The sequence below is a fragment of the Providencia sp. 2024EL-00732 genome (assembly GCF_044006275.1).
Lineage (GTDB): Bacteria > Pseudomonadota > Gammaproteobacteria > Enterobacterales > Enterobacteriaceae > Providencia > Providencia huashanensis.
The window spans coordinates 830136-854876 of sequence record NZ_JBIPDG010000001.1 but is presented as its reverse complement, the minus strand read 5'-3'; the positions used below and the strand labels follow the sequence as shown (position 1 = coordinate 854876).

At 38.8% G+C, this 24741-nt stretch carries 22 protein-coding genes and 1 other annotated feature; of the genes, 9 read left to right on the top strand and 13 right to left on the bottom strand.

From position 1 onward, the window contains the following. The 3 genes from oppC to oppF are packed head-to-tail and all read left to right on the top strand — an operon-like array spanning nt 1 to nt 2907. A complete protein-coding gene (gene oppC / locus ACHB7C_RS03940; RefSeq protein WP_042843645.1) occupies nt 1–909 on the top strand; it encodes an oligopeptide ABC transporter permease OppC in 909 nt (302 codons plus the stop codon). A 10-nt stretch (nt 910–919) separates the two neighbouring features. Then, a complete protein-coding gene (locus ACHB7C_RS03935; protein WP_042843646.1) occupies nt 920–1909 on the top strand; it encodes an ABC transporter ATP-binding protein in 990 nt (329 codons plus the stop codon). Continuing rightward, nucleotides 1906–2907 carry a murein tripeptide/oligopeptide ABC transporter ATP binding protein OppF gene (gene oppF, locus ACHB7C_RS03930; RefSeq protein ID WP_042843647.1) on the top strand — a complete coding sequence of 334 codons (1002 nt, stop codon included), beginning with the start codon at nt 1906–1908 and terminating at the stop codon, nt 2905–2907. The genes ACHB7C_RS03935 and oppF overlap by 4 nt, the downstream gene beginning before the upstream one ends. A 77-nt stretch (nt 2908–2984) precedes the next feature. Here oppF and ACHB7C_RS03925 read toward each other — a convergent pair whose 3' ends face one another. Then, a complete protein-coding gene (locus ACHB7C_RS03925; RefSeq protein WP_042843648.1) occupies nt 2985–3317 on the bottom strand; it encodes an HI1450 family dsDNA-mimic protein in 333 nt (110 codons plus the stop codon). A gap of 22 nt (nt 3318–3339) precedes the next feature. Next, on the bottom strand, nt 3340–4800 hold the full coding sequence (gene cls, locus ACHB7C_RS03920; RefSeq protein WP_048607274.1) for a cardiolipin synthase: 1461 nt from the start codon (nt 4798–4800) through the stop codon (nt 3340–3342). 287 nt (nt 4801–5087) lie between these two features. Here cls and ACHB7C_RS03915 point away from each other — a divergent pair, with 287 nt between their 5' ends. After that, nucleotides 5088–5261 carry a YciY family protein gene (locus tag ACHB7C_RS03915; RefSeq protein ID WP_129465958.1) on the top strand — a complete coding sequence of 58 codons (174 nt, stop codon included), beginning with the start codon at nt 5088–5090 and terminating at the stop codon, nt 5259–5261. A gap of 125 nt (nt 5262–5386) precedes the next feature. Then, nucleotides 5387–6121: a TonB family protein gene (locus tag ACHB7C_RS03910; RefSeq protein ID WP_042843650.1), complete on the top strand. Its 735-nt coding sequence runs from the start codon at nt 5387–5389 to the stop codon at nt 6119–6121. Between the two features lie 71 nt (nt 6122–6192). Here the strand turns inward: ACHB7C_RS03910 and yciA are convergent, their stop codons facing one another. Beyond that, nucleotides 6193–6621 (bottom strand): acyl-CoA thioester hydrolase YciA, encoded by a 429-nt coding sequence (gene yciA / locus ACHB7C_RS03905; RefSeq protein ID WP_166685047.1) that lies wholly within the window; start codon nt 6619–6621, stop codon nt 6193–6195. Nucleotides 6622–6900: 279 nt separating this feature from the next. Between yciA and ACHB7C_RS03900 the strand changes: the two genes are divergently transcribed. After that, nucleotides 6901–7098, top strand: coding sequence for a YqaE/Pmp3 family membrane protein (locus tag ACHB7C_RS03900; protein ID WP_042843652.1), 198 nt, complete (start codon nt 6901–6903; stop codon nt 7096–7098). A gap of 68 nt (nt 7099–7166) precedes the next feature. On the opposite strand, the gene ACHB7C_RS03895 is transcribed toward ACHB7C_RS03900, so the two are convergent. Further along, a complete protein-coding gene (locus ACHB7C_RS03895) occupies nt 7167–7724 on the bottom strand; it encodes a septation protein A (RefSeq protein WP_042843653.1) in 558 nt (185 codons plus the stop codon). A gap of 225 nt (nt 7725–7949) precedes the next feature. Between ACHB7C_RS03895 and ACHB7C_RS03890 the strand changes: the two genes are divergently transcribed. Then, on the top strand, nt 7950–9764 hold the full coding sequence (locus ACHB7C_RS03890; RefSeq protein ID WP_080750848.1) for a SulP family inorganic anion transporter: 1815 nt from the start codon (nt 7950–7952) through the stop codon (nt 9762–9764). A gap of 109 nt (nt 9765–9873) precedes the next feature. Here ACHB7C_RS03890 and ACHB7C_RS03885 read toward each other — a convergent pair whose 3' ends face one another. Then, nucleotides 9874–10626, bottom strand: coding sequence for a YciC family protein (locus ACHB7C_RS03885; RefSeq protein WP_395346445.1), 753 nt, complete (start codon nt 10624–10626; stop codon nt 9874–9876). A gap of 416 nt (nt 10627–11042) precedes the next feature. On the opposite strand from ACHB7C_RS03885, the gene ompW reads away from it, so the two are divergent. Further along, complete coding sequence (ompW, locus tag ACHB7C_RS03880; protein WP_272678656.1) at nt 11043–11684, top strand: outer membrane protein OmpW; 642 nt, start codon at nt 11043–11045, stop codon at nt 11682–11684. Nucleotides 11685–12040: 356 nt separating this feature from the next. On the opposite strand, the gene ACHB7C_RS03875 is transcribed toward ompW, so the two are convergent. The 8 genes from ACHB7C_RS03875 to ACHB7C_RS03840 all read right to left on the bottom strand — a co-directional run bounded on the left by ACHB7C_RS03875 (nt 12041) and on the right by ACHB7C_RS03840 (nt 23548). Next, complete coding sequence (locus tag ACHB7C_RS03875; protein WP_217008325.1) at nt 12041–13723, bottom strand: ShlB/FhaC/HecB family hemolysin secretion/activation protein; 1683 nt, start codon at nt 13721–13723, stop codon at nt 12041–12043. Nucleotides 13724–14260: 537 nt separating this feature from the next. Beyond that, on the bottom strand, nt 14261–16405 hold the full coding sequence (locus tag ACHB7C_RS03870; RefSeq protein WP_166685044.1) for a filamentous hemagglutinin N-terminal domain-containing protein: 2145 nt from the start codon (nt 16403–16405) through the stop codon (nt 14261–14263). Between the two features lie 483 nt (nt 16406–16888). Continuing rightward, nucleotides 16889–17695, bottom strand: coding sequence for a tryptophan synthase subunit alpha (gene trpA, locus ACHB7C_RS03865; protein WP_198860652.1), 807 nt, complete (start codon nt 17693–17695; stop codon nt 16889–16891). Beyond that, nucleotides 17695–18885, bottom strand: a complete 1191-nt coding sequence (gene trpB, locus ACHB7C_RS03860; protein WP_395346442.1) for a tryptophan synthase subunit beta — start codon at nt 18883–18885, stop codon at nt 17695–17697. Before trpB ends, trpA begins: the two co-directional genes overlap by 1 nt. A gap of 76 nt (nt 18886–18961) precedes the next feature. Beyond that, on the bottom strand, nt 18962–20338 hold the full coding sequence (gene trpCF, locus ACHB7C_RS03855; RefSeq protein WP_166685042.1) for a bifunctional indole-3-glycerol-phosphate synthase TrpC/phosphoribosylanthranilate isomerase TrpF: 1377 nt from the start codon (nt 20336–20338) through the stop codon (nt 18962–18964). Between the two features lies 1 nt (nt 20339). Beyond that, nucleotides 20340–21341 (bottom strand): anthranilate phosphoribosyltransferase, encoded by a 1002-nt coding sequence (trpD, locus tag ACHB7C_RS03850; protein WP_042843661.1) that lies wholly within the window; start codon nt 21339–21341, stop codon nt 20340–20342. A gap of 21 nt (nt 21342–21362) precedes the next feature. Next, nucleotides 21363–21974 (bottom strand): gamma-glutamyl-gamma-aminobutyrate hydrolase family protein, encoded by a 612-nt coding sequence (locus tag ACHB7C_RS03845; RefSeq protein WP_129465954.1) that lies wholly within the window; start codon nt 21972–21974, stop codon nt 21363–21365. Then, entirely contained in the window at nt 21974–23548 is a 1575-nt protein-coding gene (locus ACHB7C_RS03840) for an anthranilate synthase component 1 (protein ID WP_048607262.1), read from the bottom strand. The genes ACHB7C_RS03845 and ACHB7C_RS03840 overlap by 1 nt, the downstream gene beginning before the upstream one ends. Before the next feature lie 26 nt (nt 23549–23574). Then, nucleotides 23575–23676: a sequence feature (Trp leader region), on the bottom strand. A gap of 164 nt (nt 23677–23840) precedes the next feature. Here ACHB7C_RS03840 and ACHB7C_RS03835 point away from each other — a divergent pair. Further along, a complete protein-coding gene (locus tag ACHB7C_RS03835; protein WP_166685097.1) occupies nt 23841–24701 on the top strand; it encodes a PHP domain-containing protein in 861 nt (286 codons plus the stop codon). Nucleotides 24702–24741 lie beyond the last annotated feature (40 nt).

Sequence of the window (24741 nt, the reverse complement as noted above, 5' to 3'; positions counted from 1 at the left end):
ATGATATCGAATCAGCAAAATAGTGAAGCTCTGGAGCATTTTTCGGAGCAGTTAGATATTGAAGGGCGCAGTTTATGGCAGGATGCAAGGCGTCGCTTTATCCATAATCGAGCCGCAATCGTCAGTTTGTTTGTGTTATTTTTAATCACAATGTTTGTGATTTTTGCCCCTATGCTCTCCCCATTTTTATATGATGATACCGATTGGGAAATGATGTCCATGCCACCAGATATGGCGACGGGGCACTATTTTGGCACTGATGCATCAGGTCGAGATTTACTCGTCAGAGTTGCGATTGGTGGGCGAATTTCCTTAATGGTTGGGGTTGCAGCTGCGTTAGTTGCAGTTATTGTTGGTACTTTGTATGGTTCATTGGCAGGTTATATTGGCGGGAAGGTTGATTCCCTGATGATGCGCTTGCTAGAAATTTTAAACTCATTTCCGTTTATGTTTTTCGTCATTTTATTAGTGACCTTATTTGGTGCAAATATTTTATTGATATTTGTGGCGATTGGTATGGTCTCATGGCTCGATATGGCACGTATTGTGCGTGGGCAAACACTGGGATTAAAACGTAAAGAGTTTATCGAGGCAGCCCTTGTTTGTGGTGTCAGTACGCGGCAGATTATTTTACGCCATATTGTCCCTAATGTTTTGGGGGTTGTTGTGGTATATGCCTCATTATTAGTACCAAGTATGATTTTATTTGAATCTTTCTTAAGCTTTTTGGGGTTAGGAACGCAAGAACCACTAAGTAGTTGGGGGGCTTTGCTCAGTGATGGGGCTAATTCAATGGAGGTTACTCCATGGTTATTGCTGATCCCAGCGGGTTTCTTGGTCATTACACTATTTTGTTTTAACTTTATCGGGGATGGGCTGCGCGATGCTCTTGACCCGAAAGATCGCTAGAGGGAAACACATGTCAAATAATGCAATAAAAACCCCTCTGTTATCAGTAAAAGATCTCAGCGTTAATTTTGCCACTCAAGATGGCAGTGTAACGGCGGTTAATAAATTAAATTTTGAGTTAAGTGCAGGGGAAACACTCGGCATTGTCGGTGAATCGGGTTCTGGTAAATCACAAACTGCTTTTGCATTAATGGGTCTATTAGCTAAAAATGGCCGGATCAATGGGTCAGCGGTATTTAATGGACGTGAAATACTGAATTTAAGGGAGAAAGAATTAAACCGGATGCGGGCCGAAGAAATTTCAATGATATTTCAAGACCCAATGACATCGCTCAATCCTTATTTAAAAATTGGCACTCAATTATCTGAAGTTTTAATGCTTCACAAGGGTATGAGTAAAAATGAGGCTTTTGAAGAGTCTGTTAGGATGCTTGATGCAGTTAAAATGCCTGAAGCGCGTAAACGGATGAATATGTATCCTCATGAATTTTCAGGGGGAATGCGCCAGCGAGTGATGATTGCTATGGCATTATTATGTCAGCCTAAGTTGTTAATAGCAGATGAGCCTACAACGGCGCTTGATGTTACTGTGCAAGCACAAATCATGACGTTGCTTAATGAATTAAAACAAGAATTTGATACTGCGATTATTCTGATCACGCATGACCTTGGGGTAGTAGCTGGCGTTTGCGATAAAGTTCTTGTGATGTATGCTGGGCGAACGATGGAATATGGTACCGCTCGAGATATATTTTATCATCCTTCTCATCCGTATTCTCTTGGTTTATTAGCTGCGGTTCCCCGTCTTGACGGTGATGATGAGAGCCTAGCAACAATACCGGGTAATCCACCAAACTTATTAAGGTTACCCAAGGGTTGCCCATTTTCACCGCGTTGCCAATATGCCACACAGCAGTGTGTGGATAATGAACCCGTATTAACAACCTTTGAACAAACACGTTTACGCGCCTGCTTTAAGCCTATGGAGGAACTTGTATGAGCACTCATGAGAATAGGCCGGTCTTATTAGAGGTGAACGACTTAAAAGTCCATTTTGAGATTAGGGATAAAAAACAATGGTTTTGGCAACCTAATAAAAGTTTAAAGGCCGTTGATGGGGTAACATTGCGGCTGTATGAAGGCGAAACCTTAGGTGTTGTGGGTGAGTCGGGATGTGGTAAATCGACATTTGCTCGGGCATTGATTGGCTTAGTCAAAGCCACAGATGGCACGGTGAGTTGGCTAGGGCAAAATTTATTAGGTAAAAGCGATAAAGAATGGCGGCGTGTACGCAGTGATATCCAAATGATTTTTCAAGATCCATTAGCGTCGTTAAATCCGCGTATGACGATTGGGGATATTATTGCTGAGCCGTTGAAAACGTATCATCCTAAAATGTCACAGCTTGAAGTCACCGAAAAAGTGAAAAAAATGATGATGCGTGTAGGGCTGTTGCCAAATTTGATTAACCGCTATCCTCATGAATTTTCAGGTGGGCAATGTCAACGAATAGGTATTGCTAGGGCACTGATCTTAGAGCCTAAATTAGTGATTTGTGATGAACCCGTATCTGCATTGGATGTTTCCATTCAAGCACAAGTGGTTAATTTGTTGCAAGAATTACAACGGGAAATGAAGTTATCATTAATATTCATTGCTCACGATTTAGCTGTCGTTAAGCATATTTCTGACCGTGTATTGGTTATGTATCTGGGGCACGCGGTAGAGCTTGGTACATATGATGAGGTGTATAATAACCCCTTGCATCCTTATACTCGGGCTCTCATGTCTGCGGTGCCAGTTCCTGACCCCGATAAAGAAAAAAACAAAGAAATTGAGCTACTTGAAGGGGAGTTGCCATCCCCCATAAACCCACCTTCCGGGTGTGTGTTTAGAACCCGTTGCCCATTAGCAGATGAAGAGTGCGCAAAAACACGACCCTTGCTAGAAGGGAGCTTTAAACATGCGGTATCTTGTTTGAAAATTGACCCGCTTTAAGGGATAACATTAATTTTGTTGTAAATAAAACAGAGCGTTTTGCTCTGTTTTATTTGTTAGCCATAGCGGTTATTGCGCTATTTTTTCCATAAAATGTGATGAAATGGTTTAGAAGGGTGACGGCTAATTAAAATACGGGCAAAAATATCATTCAGTTCTGCATCAGGGGTTTCAGCCAGCCCAATAACCACTTCACTTAATGCATTTAAATCAACTTGTTCCGTGATGATATTTTGCCAATTATCACTCAAAGGGGCTATTTCTGCCGCCCCTAATTCTTCAAACTGTAACGCAAAAATGAGTTGATCTGCGGGTTCTAAATGGGTCATTGCACCTTCAAGAAACAGGTCATAAGCAATTTCAATGATGTCATCCTCATCGATTAACCGGGTAAATTGTTTTTCTGTCATGACCTTTCCTAATTAATTCAATTTATAACAATGGACTAAAGAAGTAACAAATACGTTCAACGACACGATTCCAGAAAGGGCGCTGTTCCCATTCTTCAATTTCTAACCGTGTTGAACGAGCGATGTAATCATACTGTACTAGTGTCAGATCGCTACCAAAACTTTTATCATCAATGACCACGGTAATTTCGAAGTTTAACCATAAACTACGCATATCTAAGTTAACCGAACCAACTAGACTGAGCTCCCCATCCACAAGGACGCTTTTAGTGTGCAGCAAACCATCTTCAAACTGGTAAATTTTAACACCTGCTTCTAATAATTCACTATAAAATGAACGGCTTGCCCAGCGTACAAGAAAAGAATCATTTTGACGCGGCATAATGATACTAACATCTACACCGCGCATTGCTGCAGTGCAAATCGCGTGGAGTAAATCATCACTTGGCACAAAATAAGGGGTCGTCATGATCAGTTGTTTCCGAGCGGAAAACATTGCTGTCATTAAGGACTGTTGGATCAGTTCATCGGGGAAACCAGGGCCTGATGCGATAATTTGGGTGGTATGACCGTTTGCTTGCTCAAATGGCATTATATTGCTGTCTGGTGGCGGTGGGAGAACACGTTGGCCTGTTTCCATTTCCCAGTCAAAGGCATAAACAATGCCGAGGGTTGTACTGACAGGACCTTCCATGCGAACGAGAATATCAACCCACTCACCGACGCCCGAATCTTGTTTAAAATAACGAGGATCAACCATATTCATACTTCCAGTATATGAAATATAGTTATCAATAACGATTATTTTACGATGCTGACGTAAGTCCATGCGGCGTAAGAAAAAACGCATTAAATTGACTTTAAGAGATTCAACAAACTCAATGCCAGCTGCTCGCATTTTTGCTGGGTAGTCGCTCCGGAAAAAATGCCAACTTCCTGCTGAGTCGACCATAATACGGCATTTAACGCCACGCTTTGCCGCATTCAATAAAGCTTCGGTAACACCATCGACTAAGCCACCCGGCTGCCAAATATAAAACACCATTTCGATAGAGTGCTGGGCGTTGTTGATATCATTGACAATCGCTTTCAGTGAATCTTCGCATGTAGTTAATAACTGGATTCGGTTGCCTTTAACACCAGCAACTCCTTGACGTTTTTCCACTAATTGAAAAAGTGGCTCAGCGACACGGCTATTTTCGGTTGCAAAGATGTGTTTTGAACTGCGTAAATTTTCTAGCCATGTAGCAACTGAAGGCCACATATGATGCGCTTTATCAACACGGCGTTTTCCGAGGTGGAGTTCACCAAAAGCCACATAAGCAATGATACCGACTAAAGGGAGAATATAGATAATCAGAAGCCATGTCATGGCAGAGGTGACAGGCCTTCTTTTGACTAAAATGCGGACAGTGACTGCTGCAATGATTAGCCAATAAAGGAAAAATAAAAGCCAACTCATAAGTGTATAGACGGTTGCCATAGTGGATCACATGCCTCACTGATAAGGGAATTGAGTTAAAGAAAGACGACCTAGTTAAAAAAACCGTTAGTAAAATATCAACTTAATAGAATTTAGCAAAATTTTGCAGTAAAAGCTTTGTGAAATAAGCAAAATCATTAGGAAATAATGATTACATACATTGATAATATCAATGAGATATTAAATTGTAAGAGAAACTGTCTCAAAAAGTTCCCCTTGGTTCTTTTTTACAAAAGAATATAATATTTTTTTGACGTTATTTTTTGATGATAAAAGGACAAAATAAAATGAGACGTAGTAGGCATGAAGTGGGGCGCTGGCGGATGTTAAGGCAGACCCTTCGTCGCCGTAGACGCTGGCTGGAAGGGCATTCTAGACGGAATATGCACATTTATACAATGCGCAAAATCGATGTGTACCGTCGTCGCCATTCGCTACTTTTTACTCAATGGATTGAATAAGGTTATTAAAGCGCACATTCACATTTTTCACTTTGTATGACAAAGCTTATTGAATATGATTGCTATTTGCATTTAAACTATTGGGCATATTATTATAGTTAGACTGGTGTAGGTAGAAATTGCATATGCGTTGGATCCGTTGGACTTTAATTATCGTCATTTCATTATCTATTCATGCAGGCCTTGCGATGGCATGGATTTTTAATCAACCTAATTTGGCCAGAGATCCTGAACCAATGACGATAGCAATGATTAGTTTTGCTGCCCCTGAACCTGCATCTGAGCCTGCTCAACCTGTTGAGACGCCAGTAGAGCCAGAGCCGGTTGTTGAACCAGAACCTGTTGTTGAGCCCGAACCGGAGCCTGTTGTTGAGCCAGTCATTGCATTACCAAAGAAAAAACCTGAGGTGAAAAAGAAACCTAAACCTAAACCTAAACAGGAAGAAAAGAAAAAAATTAAAGAAGAGGTCAAGCCAGTAGAAAAACAACTGGCGATGAGCAACTTAAAGTCTGATGCAGATGCGCCTAAAACTAATAATAATGCGGTTACTACAGCAAAAAATGCAGGAACAAGCAGCAAAACCTCGAATAAAAGTGGGCCAAAAGCATTACATAAACAGCCACCAATGTATCCGGACCGCGCCCGTCGTTTAGGTAAAGAAGGGTATGTTAAAGTACGTTATGATATCGACGACTCAGGCCGGGTTACCAATATTGAGTTTGTTGAAGTTTCACCGAAAGGTTTATTTGAACGCGAAGTTAAACGTGCCATGAACCGCTGGGCTTATGAAAAACAACCTGCTAAAGGGTATGTAACGGAGATTTACTTCAAATTGGATGGAACTGTGAGCCAAGTTTAGGCACTCGTTTTTCATAAAAAAAGCACCTTATGCCATTACTGCACAAGGTGCTTTTTTATAAATAATATCAATTAATCAAACTGTTGTTCTGAACTTGCTAACTGAAAATGTTGTTTTTCTATGGGGAGTGGCCTAGTTGTATTGTCGTCATTGACAGCAACATAGGTGAATACCGCATCAGTGGCTTGATATCGTTGACCAACAGGTGCTGTAGCCACTTTTTTTACCCACACTTCGATATTAATAGTGATTGAGCTTTTGCCTGTTTTTAAGCAACGGGCGTAACAGCAAACGACATCCCCTACTGCAACAGGCTTTTGGAATTTAATACCATTTACAGCGACGGTGACCACACGGCCAAGTGCAATTTCTTTAGCTAAAATAGCACCACCAATATCCATTTGCGACATTAACCAGCCACCAAAAATATCACCATTTGCGTTAGTGTCTGCGGGCATGGCTAACGTTCGTAAAACCAATTCACCGTTTGGTAATTGCATATTTGACTCTTATTAAAAAGGATAAACATATTGATTTGGCATTTATAGCAAATTACATATGTAGTCGTAAACAATAACCATTAAGTTATCCATTGTTTACGCACCTATAATTGATTTAATGTAAAAATAAGGGGGGAAACCCGCCATGTTGCTTCTAAATTCACCAAAAAGATATAGTTATGCAAAGAATAAACAAGAAGTGTGTTTTACGTTTAGTCAACTGATTAGATTGTTTATACTATAATAAATTAATATTGGTAACTCACTGTGGGAGATAACATGAGACTGTTATTAGCAATATTATTACCTTGGTTACAGTTTTTCACGATAGGCCGTCCTTTTGCTGGCATTATTTGCTTGGTTCTTCAAATAACACTTATTGGCTGGCTACCGGCTGCAATTTGGTCAGTATATGCGTTATCGCAATACAATACAGATAAAAAAATTGAAAAAGCATTTGGTGAGAAGCGATATTAATATTTAACGAGTAAAAAAAAACCTGCGAAATAATATTTGCAGGTTTTTTTTGTGTTTTATCACCAGTATTACTCTTCGTGTTTTTCTATCGGCTCTTTAGTCATATTTTTAAAAATATAGACAACGCTCAGTACAGTAAATATCAACGTACCAGCAGTAAGACCAAACACTTTAAAGTTTACCCAAATATCTTGTGCCATCCAAAATGCAACATAGATATTGAGAAGAGCACAGAAAATAAAGAAAATAGCCCAAGCGCTATTTAGTTTAGTCCAATAGCTGTCAGCAAGTTTAATTTCTTGATTACTACCTAACATTCTTTGAATTAATGGTTTTTCAGTAAACCATTGGCTAAACAATAATGCCCCTGCAAAGGCTGCATAAATGATGGTGACTTTCCACTTAATAAAGGCATCACTATGAAATATAAGGGTTAAAGCTGCAAACCCCATTACGATTGCACAGGTGATTTTCGCCACCTTTTCAACTTTTTTATAAATAAGGTATGTCGCTAACAAAGCAAGAGGTGTTGCTACCATTAGTGCGCCACTTGCGTAGAAAATGTCATATCTTTTATAGACGATGAAAAATATGATTAAAGGGATAAAATCAATAAGTTGTTTCATAACAGTGAATAAAGCGCCTCAACGTAAAGATAATGGAGTAGTTTAACTGATTTTGACCATAATTGTTAAAAGTTTGCACCTTTTTACCAATAAATACGCTTTGTTACCAAAGATATTTGCACTATTTTACTATTATTTGACTTACTTCTAGATAAACTTTATTAGTTCAGCTATATATAGTGTTAAAGCTAATTTAACTTACTAATTTATAGGTATTTTTCATCAATGATAAAGGCGAAGCTGTTTGCTTGGATGCCAGGGTTAGAAACGCTGTTTAATTACCAACTTTCAGATCTTGGCCCTGATGTAAAAGCAGGCTTGTCTGTTGCTGCTGTTGCTTTGCCTGTCGCAATTGCTTATGCCGAATTAATGGGGATGAATGCAATCGTTGGGCTTTACTCCTGTATTTTACCCATGTTTTTTTATGCATTATTTGGGACATCCAAACAATTGATTATCGGCCCCGATGCAGCAACCTGTGCGGTGATTGCAGCAGCAGTTGCACCACTTGCGATGGGGGATGATGATGTCCGTTGGCAATTGGTCATGGTAATGAGTTTCATGACAGGGATTTGGTGTTTGATTGCAGCTAAATTTCGCTTGGGAACATTCGCTGACTTTTTGTCTCGCCCCATATTGCAAGGGTTATTAAATGGGGTTGCATTAACTATTATCGTTAGTCAAATTAGCAAGGTTTTTGGTATCAGTACATTACCAGCCGGTTTTATTGAACGTTTAGTCGCTTTACCTTTAGCATTAAAAGAGACACATATTCCGACATTATTAGTTGCGGTGACGACGTTAGCGATTACGCTTGCGATTAAGCGTGTTCGCAGTAAATGGCCTTCTTTACTCATTGCAATGATTTTAGCCACCGCGGCTAGTGTTGCATTTAATCTTGAGCAATATGGCGTGAGTACTGTTGGTGATTTAGGTGATGGGCTTCCGTATGTTCCGCTGCCTGATTTCCCTCCGGGGCTAATTCGTGATTTGGTTATCCCATCTTTAAACTTAGCGGTGATTAGCTTTGTGAGTTTTATGATGACTGCCCGCAGTTTTGCCAGTAAAAATGGCTACACGGTTGATGCAGACCAAGAACTTAGGGCATTAGGCGTAGCGAATATTGCATCCGCTTTGGCGCAAGGCTTTGCGGTAAGCGCAGCAAGCAGCCGTACTGCAGTGAATGATATGATGGGGGGGAAAACTCAGTTAGTCTCTATTGTCGCGGCTTTAACTATTTTAGCTGTCTTACTTTTTTCAATAAACTTATTAGAATATATTCCGATGCCTGCATTGGGTATGGTACTGATTATTTCGACATTTTCCTTATTGAGCTTCCGTAGTATTTTTTCGATGCGTAAACGCAATCGACAGGCATTTTTCTTATGCGTGTTTACGCTGTGCGCTGTACTTGTTGTCGGGTTAATTAGTGGTGTGGGGTTGGCGGTATTATTGGGGTTGTTGCAGTTTATTCGGATAATATTTAGGCCTACAGACCAGTTATTAGGTGTCGATGAACAGGGAATGCTGCATTCTATGGCGCCTGAGAATGGTATTCAACAAATTGATGGGGTTTTAATTTATCGGTTTAATTCACCATTAACTTATTTTAACGTGAATTATTTTAAAGAACGATTAAACAAGCATATAGATAATCAATTAAAAAGGCCTGCTTGGGTAATTGTGGATGCGGCAGTTAGCTTCACGCATAATGATGTGAGCGTATTTTCAGCGCTAAATGATATTGTTACCTCATTGAAAGCAAAAGGGGTAACTCTTGTACTTGCAGGTCGTAGGACTTCGGTAAAACGGTGGTTGGAACAAAATAAAATCAGTCGCTCTGATGATGATTTATTGGTTGTGCCTGATATTTATTTTGCTATTCGACTTATTCAGAGTAAACAGCAAGTACAAATAAAAACAGTTGAAGATAGAAAGTCTGAAGCAGACAGAAAATCGTTAGAGACATTCGATGGTGAAAAAACTGAACCACTGAATTCAAAAATTGACCTAGAGCCAGAACAGCCCAAAGAAGTATGATTAATGTGTTGGTAGGGTGTTTTTAGGAATAAAATACTTGATGGGCCTTATTCGGTGTTTAATAACGCGAAGATAAATGGGGGATTAGATCCCCCATTTACCCTTTAGATCAATTCTTAGCGACTAACATGTATAGGCGATAAAAATAAATTAAAGCAAAGGCTGCAACGAAATTATTAAGTAAGAAGGAAACCCCGTTAACAGCAATATGATTCATATTTAAGCTACCCAAGAGAACGCTAACCAGCATTTGTGCAGCCATCCAAATTAATACCATTGGCAATGCAATGCGCCAGTTTGCATAAGCCATTTTCCAACTTTTACCCATAGCACTAAACGGGTTTGTACGCTCACTCATTAAGATAGCAGGGGCTAAAGAGAAGCCAATAGCTAATACAATTCCAGGTAGCACCATGATGGTGATACCTAATTGGATAAGTAAAGAGCAAACAACTAATAGAAGAAACATTGATGGTGCTTTGTTTAAAGATGCGGTGAGCGCCTGAATACCCGATAGGTGTTCACCACGAGACAGACCAGCAATATAAGATAGAGTGCCGCAAATAAGGACTAAACTGCCCAGAGTAACCGAGAGAATTAACCCAAAAGAAACGCGTAAGATACTACTTTTATCTTCTTCTGAAAGACCTAGTATCCAGTCTTGTAAGCCGGAGTTACCAGACTCAATCATTTTAGTCTGTGCTTGCGCTAGCACGCTTATCATTTGCTCGCTAGGGATCATCATTGCGTAAATCGCAAGGCTTACTACGGTTGCTGACAACACAATAGTAAACAGGCCACTCAATTGGTTTTTAAAAAAATTGACGCTATCACTGATGAGTGAGTTGGCCGAAATGGACATTTAACTGCTCCTATCTACAAACGGGTCAAGAGTTTCAGCCAATTGTAACCGAGTATCAGGGCTAGAGGTAGAGAAAGATAAGAAAATTCGGAATGTTAACAACTCTAATCAGTAAGATATTTGGAGCAATATAAGTAAGTTAATGCGCGAAATCTAAAGATAATTACTTATGTTGTATATTTAATACATGTTTAAAATGCAGGATTAATATAAATAAATTATAATCAATTTTATATTTTATTGGTTATTTCCTAAAAATTGATTTAAATCAAAATTAAAAAAAATATAAATGAAATAATAAACTCATATTTATCGGGTTGCCTATAAATAAGCAAAAGATGTGATCTTGATTTGAACATCAATTTAAATAATACGGTATATTTTCCTAAAATAAAAACACAGGAATGGGATTGATAATGAAAAAACTCACTGCGCTTGTATTAGCAGCTGCAACTTTAGCTCCAGCAGTTTCTATTGCACATGAAGCTGGCGATTTTCTTTTCCGCGCTGGTACTGCAACAGTCAGACCAAATGCGGGCTCTGAGGATGTATTAGGTTTAGGTAAATTTAATGCTAATAATAATACTCAATTAGGTTTAACTTTTGGCTATATGATCACAGATAATATTGGCGTAGAATTATTAGCAGCAACGCCTTTCGAACATAAAGTCAGCCTAGGTGATTTGGGAACAATTGCTTCAGTTAAACATTTGCCACCAACTTTAATGGCTCAATATTATTTTGGTAGTAAAGAAGATAAGTTACGTCCTTATTTAGGTGCAGGTGTTAACTATACTTTTTTCTTTGATGAAAAATTCAATAGCAAAGGTAAAAATTTTGGTCCTGGCCTAAGTGATTTAGACCTGTCAAGCTCTTGGGGCTTTGCTGCACAAGCTGGTATGGATTATATGCTGACTGACAACTGGATGTTAAACGCATCAGTTTGGTGGATGGATATTGATACTGAGGTTAAATTTAAAGCGGGTGGAAGTCAGCAAAAAATTGACACACGTTTAGACCCATTTGTATTTATGTTTGGAGCAGGTTATCGCTTCTAAATATTTGATAGGACGCAATGCAGGGTAATGCCTGAATTCTGATGGATTAGATTGCAGTAGGAAATCCGAGAGTATTTATATTCTCGGATTTTTTGTTTTTAATGACGTCTTATATTTAATAAAATTACATGAAAGCAAAAATAAACAATAATTAACACGTAGATGAAGGAGGCTAAGTTATAATCAGTATAATATTTTTAGTGATAGCAAAGGGGGACTTTTTCGATATGTGATTATTTTGGTGCTGTTGAATTTTTTAAAATACAAGATGAAAACGAATAAATTAAATAGTAGGGCATAAAATAAAAAAGGCTGAAAGTAGTGATTTACAGTCAACCTTAAATATTAAATTAATTTTACCAGAACCATTGAACATTTAAACCAGCATTGACACTATTGGTTTCATATTCATCAGGTTTATACAGTGGGACGCCTAGGAATAAATCATAACTAAATATATTAATATTGCCTCTCATCCCTATGGCAGTTCCCAACAGTTGGTCATCAGAATAAAGCCCTAATGGGTAAACACCACCTAATATACGACCATAATCAACCGCATAGTAAGGGTAAACGGGTAAACCTGGAATATAAAAATTAAACTCATTACGTAAATAGAAGCCTTTATCGCCTATTAATGAGAATTCTTCGTCGAAACCACGAACCGTCCAGCGGCTACCTAATGAAAATTGATCTTGAATGGTTAAACGGTCCCTTGAGTATTGTACAAATAGTTGAGGGTTATAACTCATGATAAAATCATCAAAAGCAACGGGGATCATGGCGGATACATCCATTGTATAAACACGAGCCATATGACTCGCATCGCCATATTTCATATCCCAACTTTCTTCTGCACCAAACCAAGGTACATTGCGCTGGTAATAGATTGATGCATCGAGGGTTGCGTTATCAATATTTTGTCGGTGGCTAACACCGACTTTGAAAGTGGTTAAATCTCGTTCCTGAGACAGTAATTTTACATCTTCAAGTTTGTACTTCGATTTTCGTTTAATTAGTTGAATAGATGCAGTATCTTTATAAGTTTGTCCACGTAGAAACACGTTACTTGCGGTAGCGTTATAATATTTGCTATCACCATAATATTTATAGCTGGCAACGGTATCATTAATTGTCTGTTTATAATCACTTTTGCTAGCATAGAGTGAAAAAAGCCAATAATTATAAGGCACAGCATAGTAAACAGCAGCATTGCTGGTACTGTTACGAGCTTGGTTTTTTAGGTTTTTACCCGCTGAAACATAAATAGTATCATTTAAACTTGTCAGATTATTACCGTAAAGGGTGACTCCGACCTGATCTTTACCGGTTTGACGGCTACCTGAGTTATTATAATAGCCACCAACATTAACAGGAGATGATTTTTCCCTTTGAATTGAAATATCGGATGTCGAAAATTCTTTACCGGGGGAGAGTTCAATATTAACTTTTGCGCCAGGGATACGCTCAAGGTTTTCTAAACCTTGTTCAATATCACGAATATTTAATAAGTCGCCTTCCTTCGCTGGCATAATTGCACCTAGGGTAATATATGTATCACTACCTTCAGTTAATTTTACGTTTGCTACTTTGCCCGGTATGATTTGTAAGGTTAAGATGCCATCACTAATATTTTGTTCAGGAATATTCACGCGTGTTGTGACATATCCTGATTTGATGATTTTATCTTGCAAGCCTTTAGCAAGCGTTTCAACACCATTAATACCAATACAAATTCCCATAACTTGATTTGCATAAGCCTCTAATGGGCGCATAGATGGTAATTTGGGTTCTGATATTAAAATGACTTTTTTCATTTCAAAACAGTCTTTTTCTTCATCAAAAACTAAAATATTATTAGCCTGTTCTCTTGTCCTTGCTAGAGCATCCTTCGTTTCTAATCTAGTCTGCTGTTCACGAGATTTATCTTGGCTAGCTTGGTTGTTGATTTGTTGGTCAATTATTTGTGAAGCATTAGCGAATACGTATAACGGAAAGGCTAATAAGGTAGTAGATAAAAAAATAGAGCTAAAATTCATACTCACCACATTTATTCTTAAACGAAAAAACAATAAAGTTATTTTTATGATATAAAATATAATTAAATGATAGGTTAGGCTATTCACTCTGAAATTGCCTTTTTGTCTTATTTTAAATTGATTTTCATATATATCCCTATAATGAACCTATCGGTAAATGTGTGGTTTTTGGTTGTTTTAACACGGTTTTAATTATGCGTTAATTTCTTTTGAATTAAAAATTAATTATATTAACTTAGTCTGAATAATAGGGGGCGATAGTTAATGCTAATATTTCTGAGGTTACAATTTAATTTATTGTTGTTGCTTTTATTTTTAATTAAATCAATGAGTAATAATTACTCTAAAATGGGATATATAAGTTATTTTACTTAGATTTAATTGATTAGCAATTAATTACAATATCGGGGTGATATTAGATTTTTTTAACTTTTTTAGAATGGATAAGTCTGAAGGTAAAAATATATTATTTCATAACTCTAAAATGGGGTTTTTTATTTGATATAAGGAGGCTAGATAGCCTCCTTAATAGCCTAATTAATAATAATTAGAGGTGTTTAAAATAACTGTTTGGCCTAAAATTTGCCCATAAGAACCATTAGAAATAGTTGGGCTAGAGATTGTAGTTGTACCGAGTGAACTTAAACGGCCACCGTAATTATCGACACGAGAAAATGCATCAATAGTAAGGTCTTTACCTGCCTGAACTAAACCTGAACTAGTATTATCTAATTTGTTCACATCTAATTTAACAGTATTAGAACCTTGAATTTTACCATGACGGTTATCAAGGTTGTTTCTTAAGGTAATATTAACATTACCATTTGTGAGCACATTTTGCGCACCATTAGCTGAGATAACACCATTGTAGTTGTCTATGTTATTAGCTTTGATAGTGACAGAACCATCTTTAGCGTAGATACCGCCAGTATGCCCAGAAACCCCAAATTTACTTGCATATTTATCAAATCCAACAGAACTATAATTATTTAAGCTGGTGGTATTAATAACAACATTAGAGTCTGCAGTAATTAAGCCTTCAGTATTTGATAAATTTGTCGTTTTAATATCTAAATTATTTCCTTTAATATAGCCATATTGGTTGTTTAAGCTATAAGCATTAAATTTAGACTTACCTGCACTCGCGCTTAGAGAGCCTTTATTATTAATGGCATTAGCAGTAATATTTAGTGCTCTACCACTTGAAATTGCAGCATAGCTATCATTTGTAAAATTACCAGATAGGTTAATATTAATTAAACCATTTGTTGATTTGATCAGTGAATTGTTATTTTGTAATGTATGGGCATCAAGAGTAACTTTTCTTTTAGCGATAACTTGGCTGTTGCTATTATTATAAATGCTATCACGAGCGTTAACGCTGACATCGCGGCCAGACAATGTTGAGTTACTGTTGGCGATCCTCGTTGTGTTAACGGTTAAATCATTACCAGCCCTGATCCCACGCTCATCAACATTAATTACGTTATTGCGTAGGTCATAGTTATTATCAATCGAGCCAGAAGCTTTAATCGTTAGGTCACCACGGTTTGTTTTAATTGAACCATTACCATTACTAATATTGACAGTTGATATATCCATAGCCTTCTGTGCATTGATGATACCACCTCTATTATCAATAGATGCACCAGCAAGTTTGATATCACCACTATTTGACTTGATTTGGGCATTGGCATTACTCAACGTCGAGTTATTACTATTAATGTCAATATTCCCATTAGCAGCGATAGCGGAAGAGTTGTAAATACCATTAGCCTTAATATCGATGTTACCATTTGCGTATATTCTAGCGTTTTTGTTATACACAACACCTGAAGAATCAATATTGATACCGCCGGTACCAGCAATTAGGCTGCCGTTATTAGAAACACCAGTGCCACTTTCAGTTGAAACTAAGGTGATTTTATCTGCATACATACCGCCCATAGCGGCAACATCGATGCCTACGCTAGTTGGAGAACCAACGCCTTGCACTTTAGTGACTTGTTTACCGCTTGCATCAACAAAGTTATTACCAGCAACAACATTGACTTCTTTAGCATGAAGATCGCCACGAATAACAGCAGAACGAGCAATAATATCGGTTGGTGAGTCAGATTGTAGGCGGCTATTAATAATGATTTGGCCTTTTTCTACGTTATAACCAAGTATATCACCACCAGCTACAATTGGTTTCCCAGTTGTTAAGGTCACACGGTTAGTATTGATAAATCCACAGTTATTGCATGTGATACCTGATGCGTTAGCAACAATAACTTGCGCTTTATCCCCAGCAACTTCAATCATCCCACCGAGTGTACTGGCTTTATTTGAATTGACTTCGTTTAAAATAACGCTAGCCGTGCCATTATTTAAATTAAGGTTTCCATTAATTTGTCCACCGAGAGTGGTATTCGTATTTGTTTTACTGTTATTTAAAATAACACCTTTTTGGTCAACATCAAATTGACTATAGATATTATGAGAAACACCTTTATCGCTTGCACCTTTAATATGAACAATGGTTGGCCCGTTAGATTGGTTTATTACACCAGCACCATTAGTATTGATAACCGCACCGTGAGCAACGGAAGCAGATCCTAAGATAACAGAGACACTTAAAAAGAGTGGTTTGATTTTTAGCATCGGATTTCCGATTGATTTATCAGAATGCTTTTTCATAAAATATTCCTAAATATAGACTATAGATAAAATAAAATAGCTAAAATTATTGCTATTAAAGCGTGAAAATTATGCGTTATATTGGTTTTTATTAAAATTTAATTGTACTTAAGTCTGGTTGTTTAGGGGGTGGGAGATTTAAATTCCATAATCAAAGAAAGCGAAGTCTTTTATAATAAATAAAATATAATAACAAATAAAAACAACAAATAACGTTTACTCTGCTATAGATTATTAAGTAAATACACCAAGGTAATAACACCTAGCTTTAATTTTCTATAACTAATTGATTGGTGAAAGTTATTTATGCGTACTAAAAAAAGGCTAATATTTAATCTAATCACGCCTAACTTTAGAAAAATATATTTTAATTGGAAAGGTTATAAATAATAGATATACACTATAAGTATCATTAAAGTTAATTTTCATTTTTAAATAAGAGACCGTTATTAAAAATAACGGTCTCTTAAAAGATAGTTAAAGTTATTTCTGTGTTGCCGATTTCATTTTAAATACAAATTCTGTTAATGTTTTTAGCAGAACATCAGGTTTATTTAAGTTATCTTCAATGATTTTTACTATCGCTGAGCCAGAAATAGCGCCAGCTGCACCATTTTTAATTGCTTCTCTAACTTGTTCCGGTTCTGAAATACCAAATCCTTGTAATGCGGGTGCTGCTTGATACTGATTTAATTTATCAATCAAGTGAGTTAACGGCATTTCCGCACGCTTCTCTGTACCTGTTACCCCTGCACGAGATAATAAATAAGTGTATCCACGGCTATACTGCCCAATTTGTTGTAACAATGCATCATCACCATTTGGCGGGCAAATAAAAATTGGGGCGATATTGTGTGCTAAAGCTGCTTCACGGAAAGCTTTTGACTCATTCATTGGAACATCTGCAACTAATACGGAATCAACACCTGCTTTCGCACAACGGATATAAAAGTTTTCAATCCCATTAGTAAACACCAAATTCGCATATACCAATAAGCCGATTGGTATAGTAGGGTGCTTTTCCCTTATACGGCCCAATAACTCAAAACAGATAGTCGGAGTAATTTCGCTTTTAAATGCGCGTAAATTGGCATTTTGGATCGTAGGGCCATCAGCGAGAGGATCAGAAAAAGGAATGCCTATTTCCAAAGCATCTGCACCACCTGAAATTAATGCATCGATAATTTTTAACGATAACTCAGCATCAGGGTCGCCTAATGTAACAAATGGAACAAATGCACCTTGATTGTTATGGCTTAAACGCTCAAAAAGTTGGGTATAACGTTCCATTAAATTTCTCCTTTGCTGGCCAGAATATCATGCACTGTAAAAATGTCCTTATCTCCACGGCCTGATAAATTTACGATGAGTAATTGTTCTTTATTTGGTTGTTGCTCTGCCATTTTTAATGCATAAGCGAGTGCATGCGATGATTCTAATGCAGGAATAATACCTTCTTTACGAGATAATAACTTGAAGGCATTAAGTGCTTCATCATCGGTAATGGAAACATACTCTGCTCGACCAATACTATTTAAGTGTGCGTGTTGAGGGCCAACAGAAGGAAAGTCTAACCCCGCAGAAATGGAGTAGGACTCTTCAATCTGCCCTTCGTTGGTTTGCATCATTGGGGACTTCATACCAAAATATATACCTACACGACCGTGTTTTAATGGTGCCCCGTGTTGGCCTGATTCAATTCCCAACCCTGCGGGTTCCACACCAATTAATTTGACGTTTTCTTCTGGTATAAATGAGGCAAATAAACCAATCGCATTGGAGCCACCACCAATACAGGCAATAACGGCATCAGGTAAACGACCTTCTTTTTCAAGAACTTGTTGTTTTGCTTCGTCGCCTATCATGCGTTGAAATTCACGTACAATGGTTGGGTAAGGGTGAGGCCCTGCTGCTGTCCCTAATAGATAATGGGCATTATCATAGCTACCAGACCAGTCCCTCAATGCTTCATTACATGCATCTTTGAGTGTGGCGGAACCACTGTACACAGGGATAACTTCAGCTCCCATTAATTTCATACGAAATACGTTAGGCGATTGGCGTTCAACGTCTTTAGCTCCCATATAAATACGGCATTTCATATTTAATAATGCGCAAGTTAAAGCAGTTGCCACGCCGTGCTGTCCTGCGCCTGTTTCCGCAATAATTTCAGTTTTGCCCATTCGTTTGGCGAGTAAAGCTTGGCCTAATACTTGGTTGGTTTTGTGGGCACCACCATGTAATAAGTCCTCACGCTTTAAGTATAATTTGGTCTTTGTACCAGCGGTTAAGTTTTGACAAAGTGTCAGGGCCGTAGGGCGACCTGCGTAGTTTTTAAGAAGGTCGTGAAACTCTTGCAAAAAACTAGCATCATTTTGCGCTTCAATAAAAGCATCTTCTAATTGGTTTAAAGCGGGAATAAGAATTTCTGGGACATATTGTCCACCAAACTCGCCGAAATACGGATCTAATTTGCTCATTGTTTGTTATCCATCTCGTCAATTAAATTGGGTCTAAATATTGTTTATTACTAATAAGGCTATCGTTATCTAGTGGTTAGCTATGTGTTGATTCCGCGAATAAAGTTGATAGCACTAAGTTTATTTTTTGTTCACTTTTAATTCCGGGCTCAATTTCCACCCCTGAATTAAAATCAAGTCCATTACAAAGTAATTTCGACGCTTCAAGGCAATTTTGGGCATTTAGCCCGCCTGCGATCATAAAACGTTGATTAACAGATTGTGGGATGGTGCTCCAGTCGAAAGTTTTCCCTGTACCGCCATGGCCATTATCTAGCAACAAAACATCGACACCTTGGGTGTCATAGTGAGACAAATCCACTTGTGACATATCGACTGCTTTCCAGATTTCACAATAATTGGGGAGCAGGTTTCTCAGCGTTGCTATGTACTCTTGATTTTCTTGTCCATGTAATTGAACCGCGGATAACGCAAGGCGCTGAGCAATATGAGCAACAAAATCAGCTGACTGATTGCGAAAAACCCCAACGTATTTTAAGGGGGCAGCATGAATAATGTTTTGTGCTTGTGACAGTGTCACTTTACGTGGGGAACCTTCAGCAAAAATTAACCCCCCAAAGCAAGCACCCGCATCTAATACTGCTTTTGCGTCTTGTTCACGAGTCAAACCACAAACTTTATGTTCACCAACTAATAAACGTTGTAGCGCTTTATCAAGATCAGTTTGTTCCATCAACGCACTGCCAATTAAAAAACCATTAGCAAATTGGTTAAGCGATTGAATATGTTGGTGTTGATGAATACCTGATTCGCTGATAATAATTGTGCCTTGCGCTAATCGAGGGGCAAGCTCACGTGTCCGGTTTAAATCAATGGAAAGGTCACGTAAATCACGGTTATTGATACCCACGACTTTAGATTTTAAAGCAATCGCTCTTTCTAATTCTTCTTCATTACTGACTTCTGTTAACACGCCCATATTGAGTTGATGAGCAACTTGAGCTAAAGCGATATATTCATCATCACTTAGGACTGATAACATCAATAAGATAGCGTCTGCTTGGTAATATCTAGCAAGATAAATTTGATATGAATCAATGATAAAGTCTTTACATAATACAGGTTGCTTTACTGCCTGACTAACAATAGTCAGGTAATCCATATTACCTTGAAAATATTTTTCATCAGTAAGTACGGAAATGGCAGATGCATAAGGTGCATAGGTTTTGGCGATCACTTCTGGGTCAAAATCTTCTCTGATTAGGCCTTTAGATGGAGACGCTTTTTTGCACTCCAAGATAAAAACAGGGCGTTTTGCACTGAGCGCATTATAGAAGCTACGTTGACTAGGCTGAACCTCATCGATAAAGGCACTTAAAGGTTGTTTCGCTTTACGTTCAATGAGGTAGCTGGCTTTATCATCAACAATTTTTTGTAATACGGTTGCTTTCATGTTATTGGTTCCTTGCCGCTAGTGCAGTGACGCGGTCAAATGCTTTACCGCTACGGATAATTGCGAGTGCATGTTCACTATTTTGTTTTAGATTTTCATGGCCATTAATGCGCATTAACATCGCGACATTAGCCGCAACAGCGGCTTCATGAGCAGCTTTACCGTGCCCCTGAAGCAAGTTGCTTAGCAATACGCGGTTCTCATCTGGGGTTCCCCCTTCTAAATCAGTTAACGCATAGGGCGTTAAGCCAAAATCCTCAGCGGTTAACTGATAATAGTGTAAAGCACCATCTTTTAATTCAGCCACTTGTGTGGGCGCGTGTAGTGATACTTCATCCATCCCTCCACTGTGTACCACAGCTGCGCGTGTAAAACCAAGCATCTGTAATGTTTCAGCAACAGGTTTGACTAGTGTTTCTTGATAGACGCCAATAAGTGCGATTGGTGGGCGAGCTGGGTTAATCAACGGACCGAGTACATTAAATAAAGTGCGTGTTTTAAGTTGTGTACGTACCGGGGCCGCATGGCGAAAACCGCTGTGATATTGTGGTGCAAATAAAAAACAGACGCCAAGCTCATCTAGTGCATCGCGCGCACTTTGAGCACTTAGATCAAGAGCAATACCAAATGCGGCGAGTAGGTCAGAAGAACCGGAGCGGCTTGATACGCTACGATTACCATGCTTAGCGACTTTAATACCGCATTCTGCGGCGACAAAGGCACTGGCCGTCGAAATATTGATACTATTAGCCCCATCACCACCAGTACCAACAATATCACTGAATGTATAATTAGGGCGAGGGAATGGCTGTGCATTTTCTAAGCAAGCCAGTGCAGCACCTGCAATTTCTTGAGGCTGCTCACCACGCATTTTCATACTGATCAACACCGCAGCTAATTGGGGCTCAGTTAACTCACCTTGGATAATAGCATTAAATAAAAACTGGCTTTCTTGTTGAGTCAGTGGTTGTGCTTTAAATAATTTGTCATAAATATTTTGCATAATTGGCTCTTTAGTATCCCGTTAGTGCGAATGAGTGGTGGTATTTTCATTGGGTGTAGAAAGAGCCCATGCCACGGTATTTTCTAACAACTGTTTGCCTGTGGTTGTTAAAATAGATTCAGGGTGGAATTGGAACCCACAGACTCGGTCACTATCATTGCGGACTGCCATAACCATGCCATTTGATTGCGCACAAATTGTCAGGCTGCTAGGGATTTGGCTACCAACTAATGAATGGTAACGGGCTACAGAAATTGGGTTTTCAAGATTAGCAAACATGGCGAGTTCATCGTGAGTTGCGATAGAGGATTTACCATGTAATATTTCACCAGCAGCAGAAACAGTCCCACCATAAGCTTCGACAATAGCTTGGTGTCCTAAACAAATACCAATAACTGGAATTTTGCCTTTTACCTGCTGTAAGACTTCAGGCATTGAGCCCGCCTCGCTTGGTTTCCCAGGCCCAGGAGACAGAACTAAAATAGGGGAATCCATATTGTTTAATACTGACAGAATATGCGATGCGCTGACGGTATTACGGTAAATAACCACTTGATGCCCGCCAGAGCGTAGCTGGTCTACCAAGTTATAAGTAAAGGAATCTACATTATCGAGCAGTAAAATATTCGCCATTAAAATAACTCCTTTACTTGGTGTGCTTGGGCAATTGCGCGGATCACCGCTCGTGCTTTATTACGGGTTTCATCTGCTTCAGCTTGTGGTGAAGAATCCAATACAACGCCTCCGCCAGCTTGTACCGTTGCAATTCCATTTTCGACATAGGCGGAGCGAATAACAATGCAAGTATCAAAATCACCATTTCCTTGGAAATAACCAACGGCACCGCCGTATGAGCCGCGTCGTTCCTGTTCATTTTGGGCAATTAACTGCATGGCTTTTACTTTTGGTGCCCCAGTAAGGGTGCCCATATTCATACAAGCTTGATAAGCATGAAAAATATCTAAGTCTTGGCGTAATGTTCCTACAACGTGAGAAACCAAATGCATAACAAAGGAATAGCGGTCAACTTTAGTTAAATTAGCTACATAACGGCTGCCAGCTTCACAAATACGCGCTAAATCGTTACGAGCAAGGTCTACTAGCATGATGTGCTCTGCTAATTCTTTTTCATCTGAGCGCATTGAGAGTTCAATACGGCTATCTAAATCGAGGTCTAAATCTCCCTGCGCATTACGCCCACGAGGACGCGTTCCAGCGATTGGGTAAATTTCCACTTTGCGGGTTTGGGTGGCATATTTCAGTGCGCTTTCTGGTGAAGCACCAAATAGGGTGAAATCTTGATCTTGCATGTAAAACATATATGGGCTTGGGTTTTGCAACTTCAGTTTTTGATATGAAATCAATGGGTGTGCACAAGGCATGGTAAATTTACGTGAGGGGACAACCTGGAAAATATCACCACGGTAAATAGCTTCTTTTAAAGACGTAACGATTGCACCATACTCTTGGTCGCTTTTATTTACTGTCACGGTAAAATTGGGCGCCGACTCAAGGGGAAGCTCAGGTAAAAAAGGGCGGCATGAAACGATAATTTGTTCATGTCTTTGTTTTACGGTTTCTATATTCTGTTGATTATCAGAAAAAATACAGCTTTTGATCCGTGCAGCCTGATTTTGATGGTCGATCACTAAATAATGTTCGGCGACAAAAAAACAATAGTCGGGGCATTGATTAACGCTCTTAACCTCAGGTAAATCTTCAAATCCTGCAACTAAATCGTATGCGAACAGACCACCAACAAATAGTGTTTCAGGTTTAGTCGAATAAGTTTGAGCAATTGTCGGTAGCGCTCTTAAAACATCCAAGCTAGAAGGGGCTTTAAGGCGATTATCTTCATCCAGATCTTGTTTCGGTTGGTTAAATGATACCGTTAATAGATTGTCACTAAGGTCGTGATGAGCTATTCGTCCATTAAGCTCAGCTAATAGCTTTGGTAATAGGGATTGGCCATTAGGTGTTAAAGCTTCTATTTCAACACGTTGAGCAAATGCGCGTATACGTAGCGCACTATTAACAATCAGCAAACTTTGTAAATTCGCTTTGTTATTAACCTCGGCAGATTCTAATAACATCGTGGATGGAACCTGCTGACACAGGTGATTAAATAATAATGTTGGGTCTGGCTGATAGTTAATTGGGCTATCCAGATACTTAAAATGTGCTAATGTGGTGTTTTGTTTGTTCATTTTGTTGCCTTACGCTAATTTTAGACATTAAAAAACCCGCCGTAGAAAGGCGGGTTCGGCACTGAGACATACAATAACTATGCGCGTGCGGCTTCCGCCCAATTTGGGAAGTCACGCCACCAACGATTTGTTAGGTTAAATAAAGTCATGATATGCCTCACTGGATAAACTGATTAATTATTGGCGCCAAGCCATCTTGCGTACTAGTTAACTGGATCATGTCTTTAGTGTCAAGCACTTTGTTAATTTATTAGGAAAATAGTTGTTAATGGAAATTGGAGAAGATACCACCATGCCGCAAGCAGCAACGTCATTATTGACTCGTTATGATTTACATAGTCATACGATTGCTTCGGATGGGGAGCTAACCCCTGAAGCGTTAATTGAACGTGCGATAACCATGGGCGTAAATATTTTGGCTATCACAGACCATGATACTTGCGATGGTGTATTGCAAGCGAGACGTTATTTGGCTGAAAATGATCGGCCAATTGAACTTATCAACGGCGTAGAAATATCCACTCTTTGGGAAAATATAGAAATACATATTGTGGGGCTAAACTTTTCTACGGAGCATCCCGCAATGATTAAATTGCTGGAAGAACAATCAGCTCGTCGATTAGAACGTGGAATAGAGATGGGGCGTCGTTTGCAAAAAGCTGGCATTGACGATGCATGGGAAAATGCACGAAATATTTCTGCCGGTGGGCAAGTGACTCGTGCGCATTTTGCACAATATATTGTTAAAATTGGTAAAGAAAAAACGATTAACAATGTATTTAAACGTTATTTATCAAAAGGCAAAACAGGGTATGTTCCTGCAAAGTGGTGCTCTATTCACGAATCTATCGAAGCCATTCACGCCGCAGGTGGGGTCGCTGTTTTAGCGCACCCATCTAAATATCAACTATCAAATAAGTGGTTGAAACGCCTTATTGCTTATTTTAAGCAATGTAATGGTGATGCTATGGAAGTTTCCCATTGCCAACAACCTCCAAATGAAAAGCAGTATTTAGCTGAGCTTGCAAAAGTTGCTGAGCTACGAACCTCAGTTGGTTCCGATTTTCATCGACCATGTTCTTGGATAGAACTGGGGCGCAATTTATGGTTACCTGATGATGAACAGGCCGTTTGGGCGCAGTGGGCTGAGTAAAAAACACCTAATACTTTGATGTATTAACAATGCGGTGTAA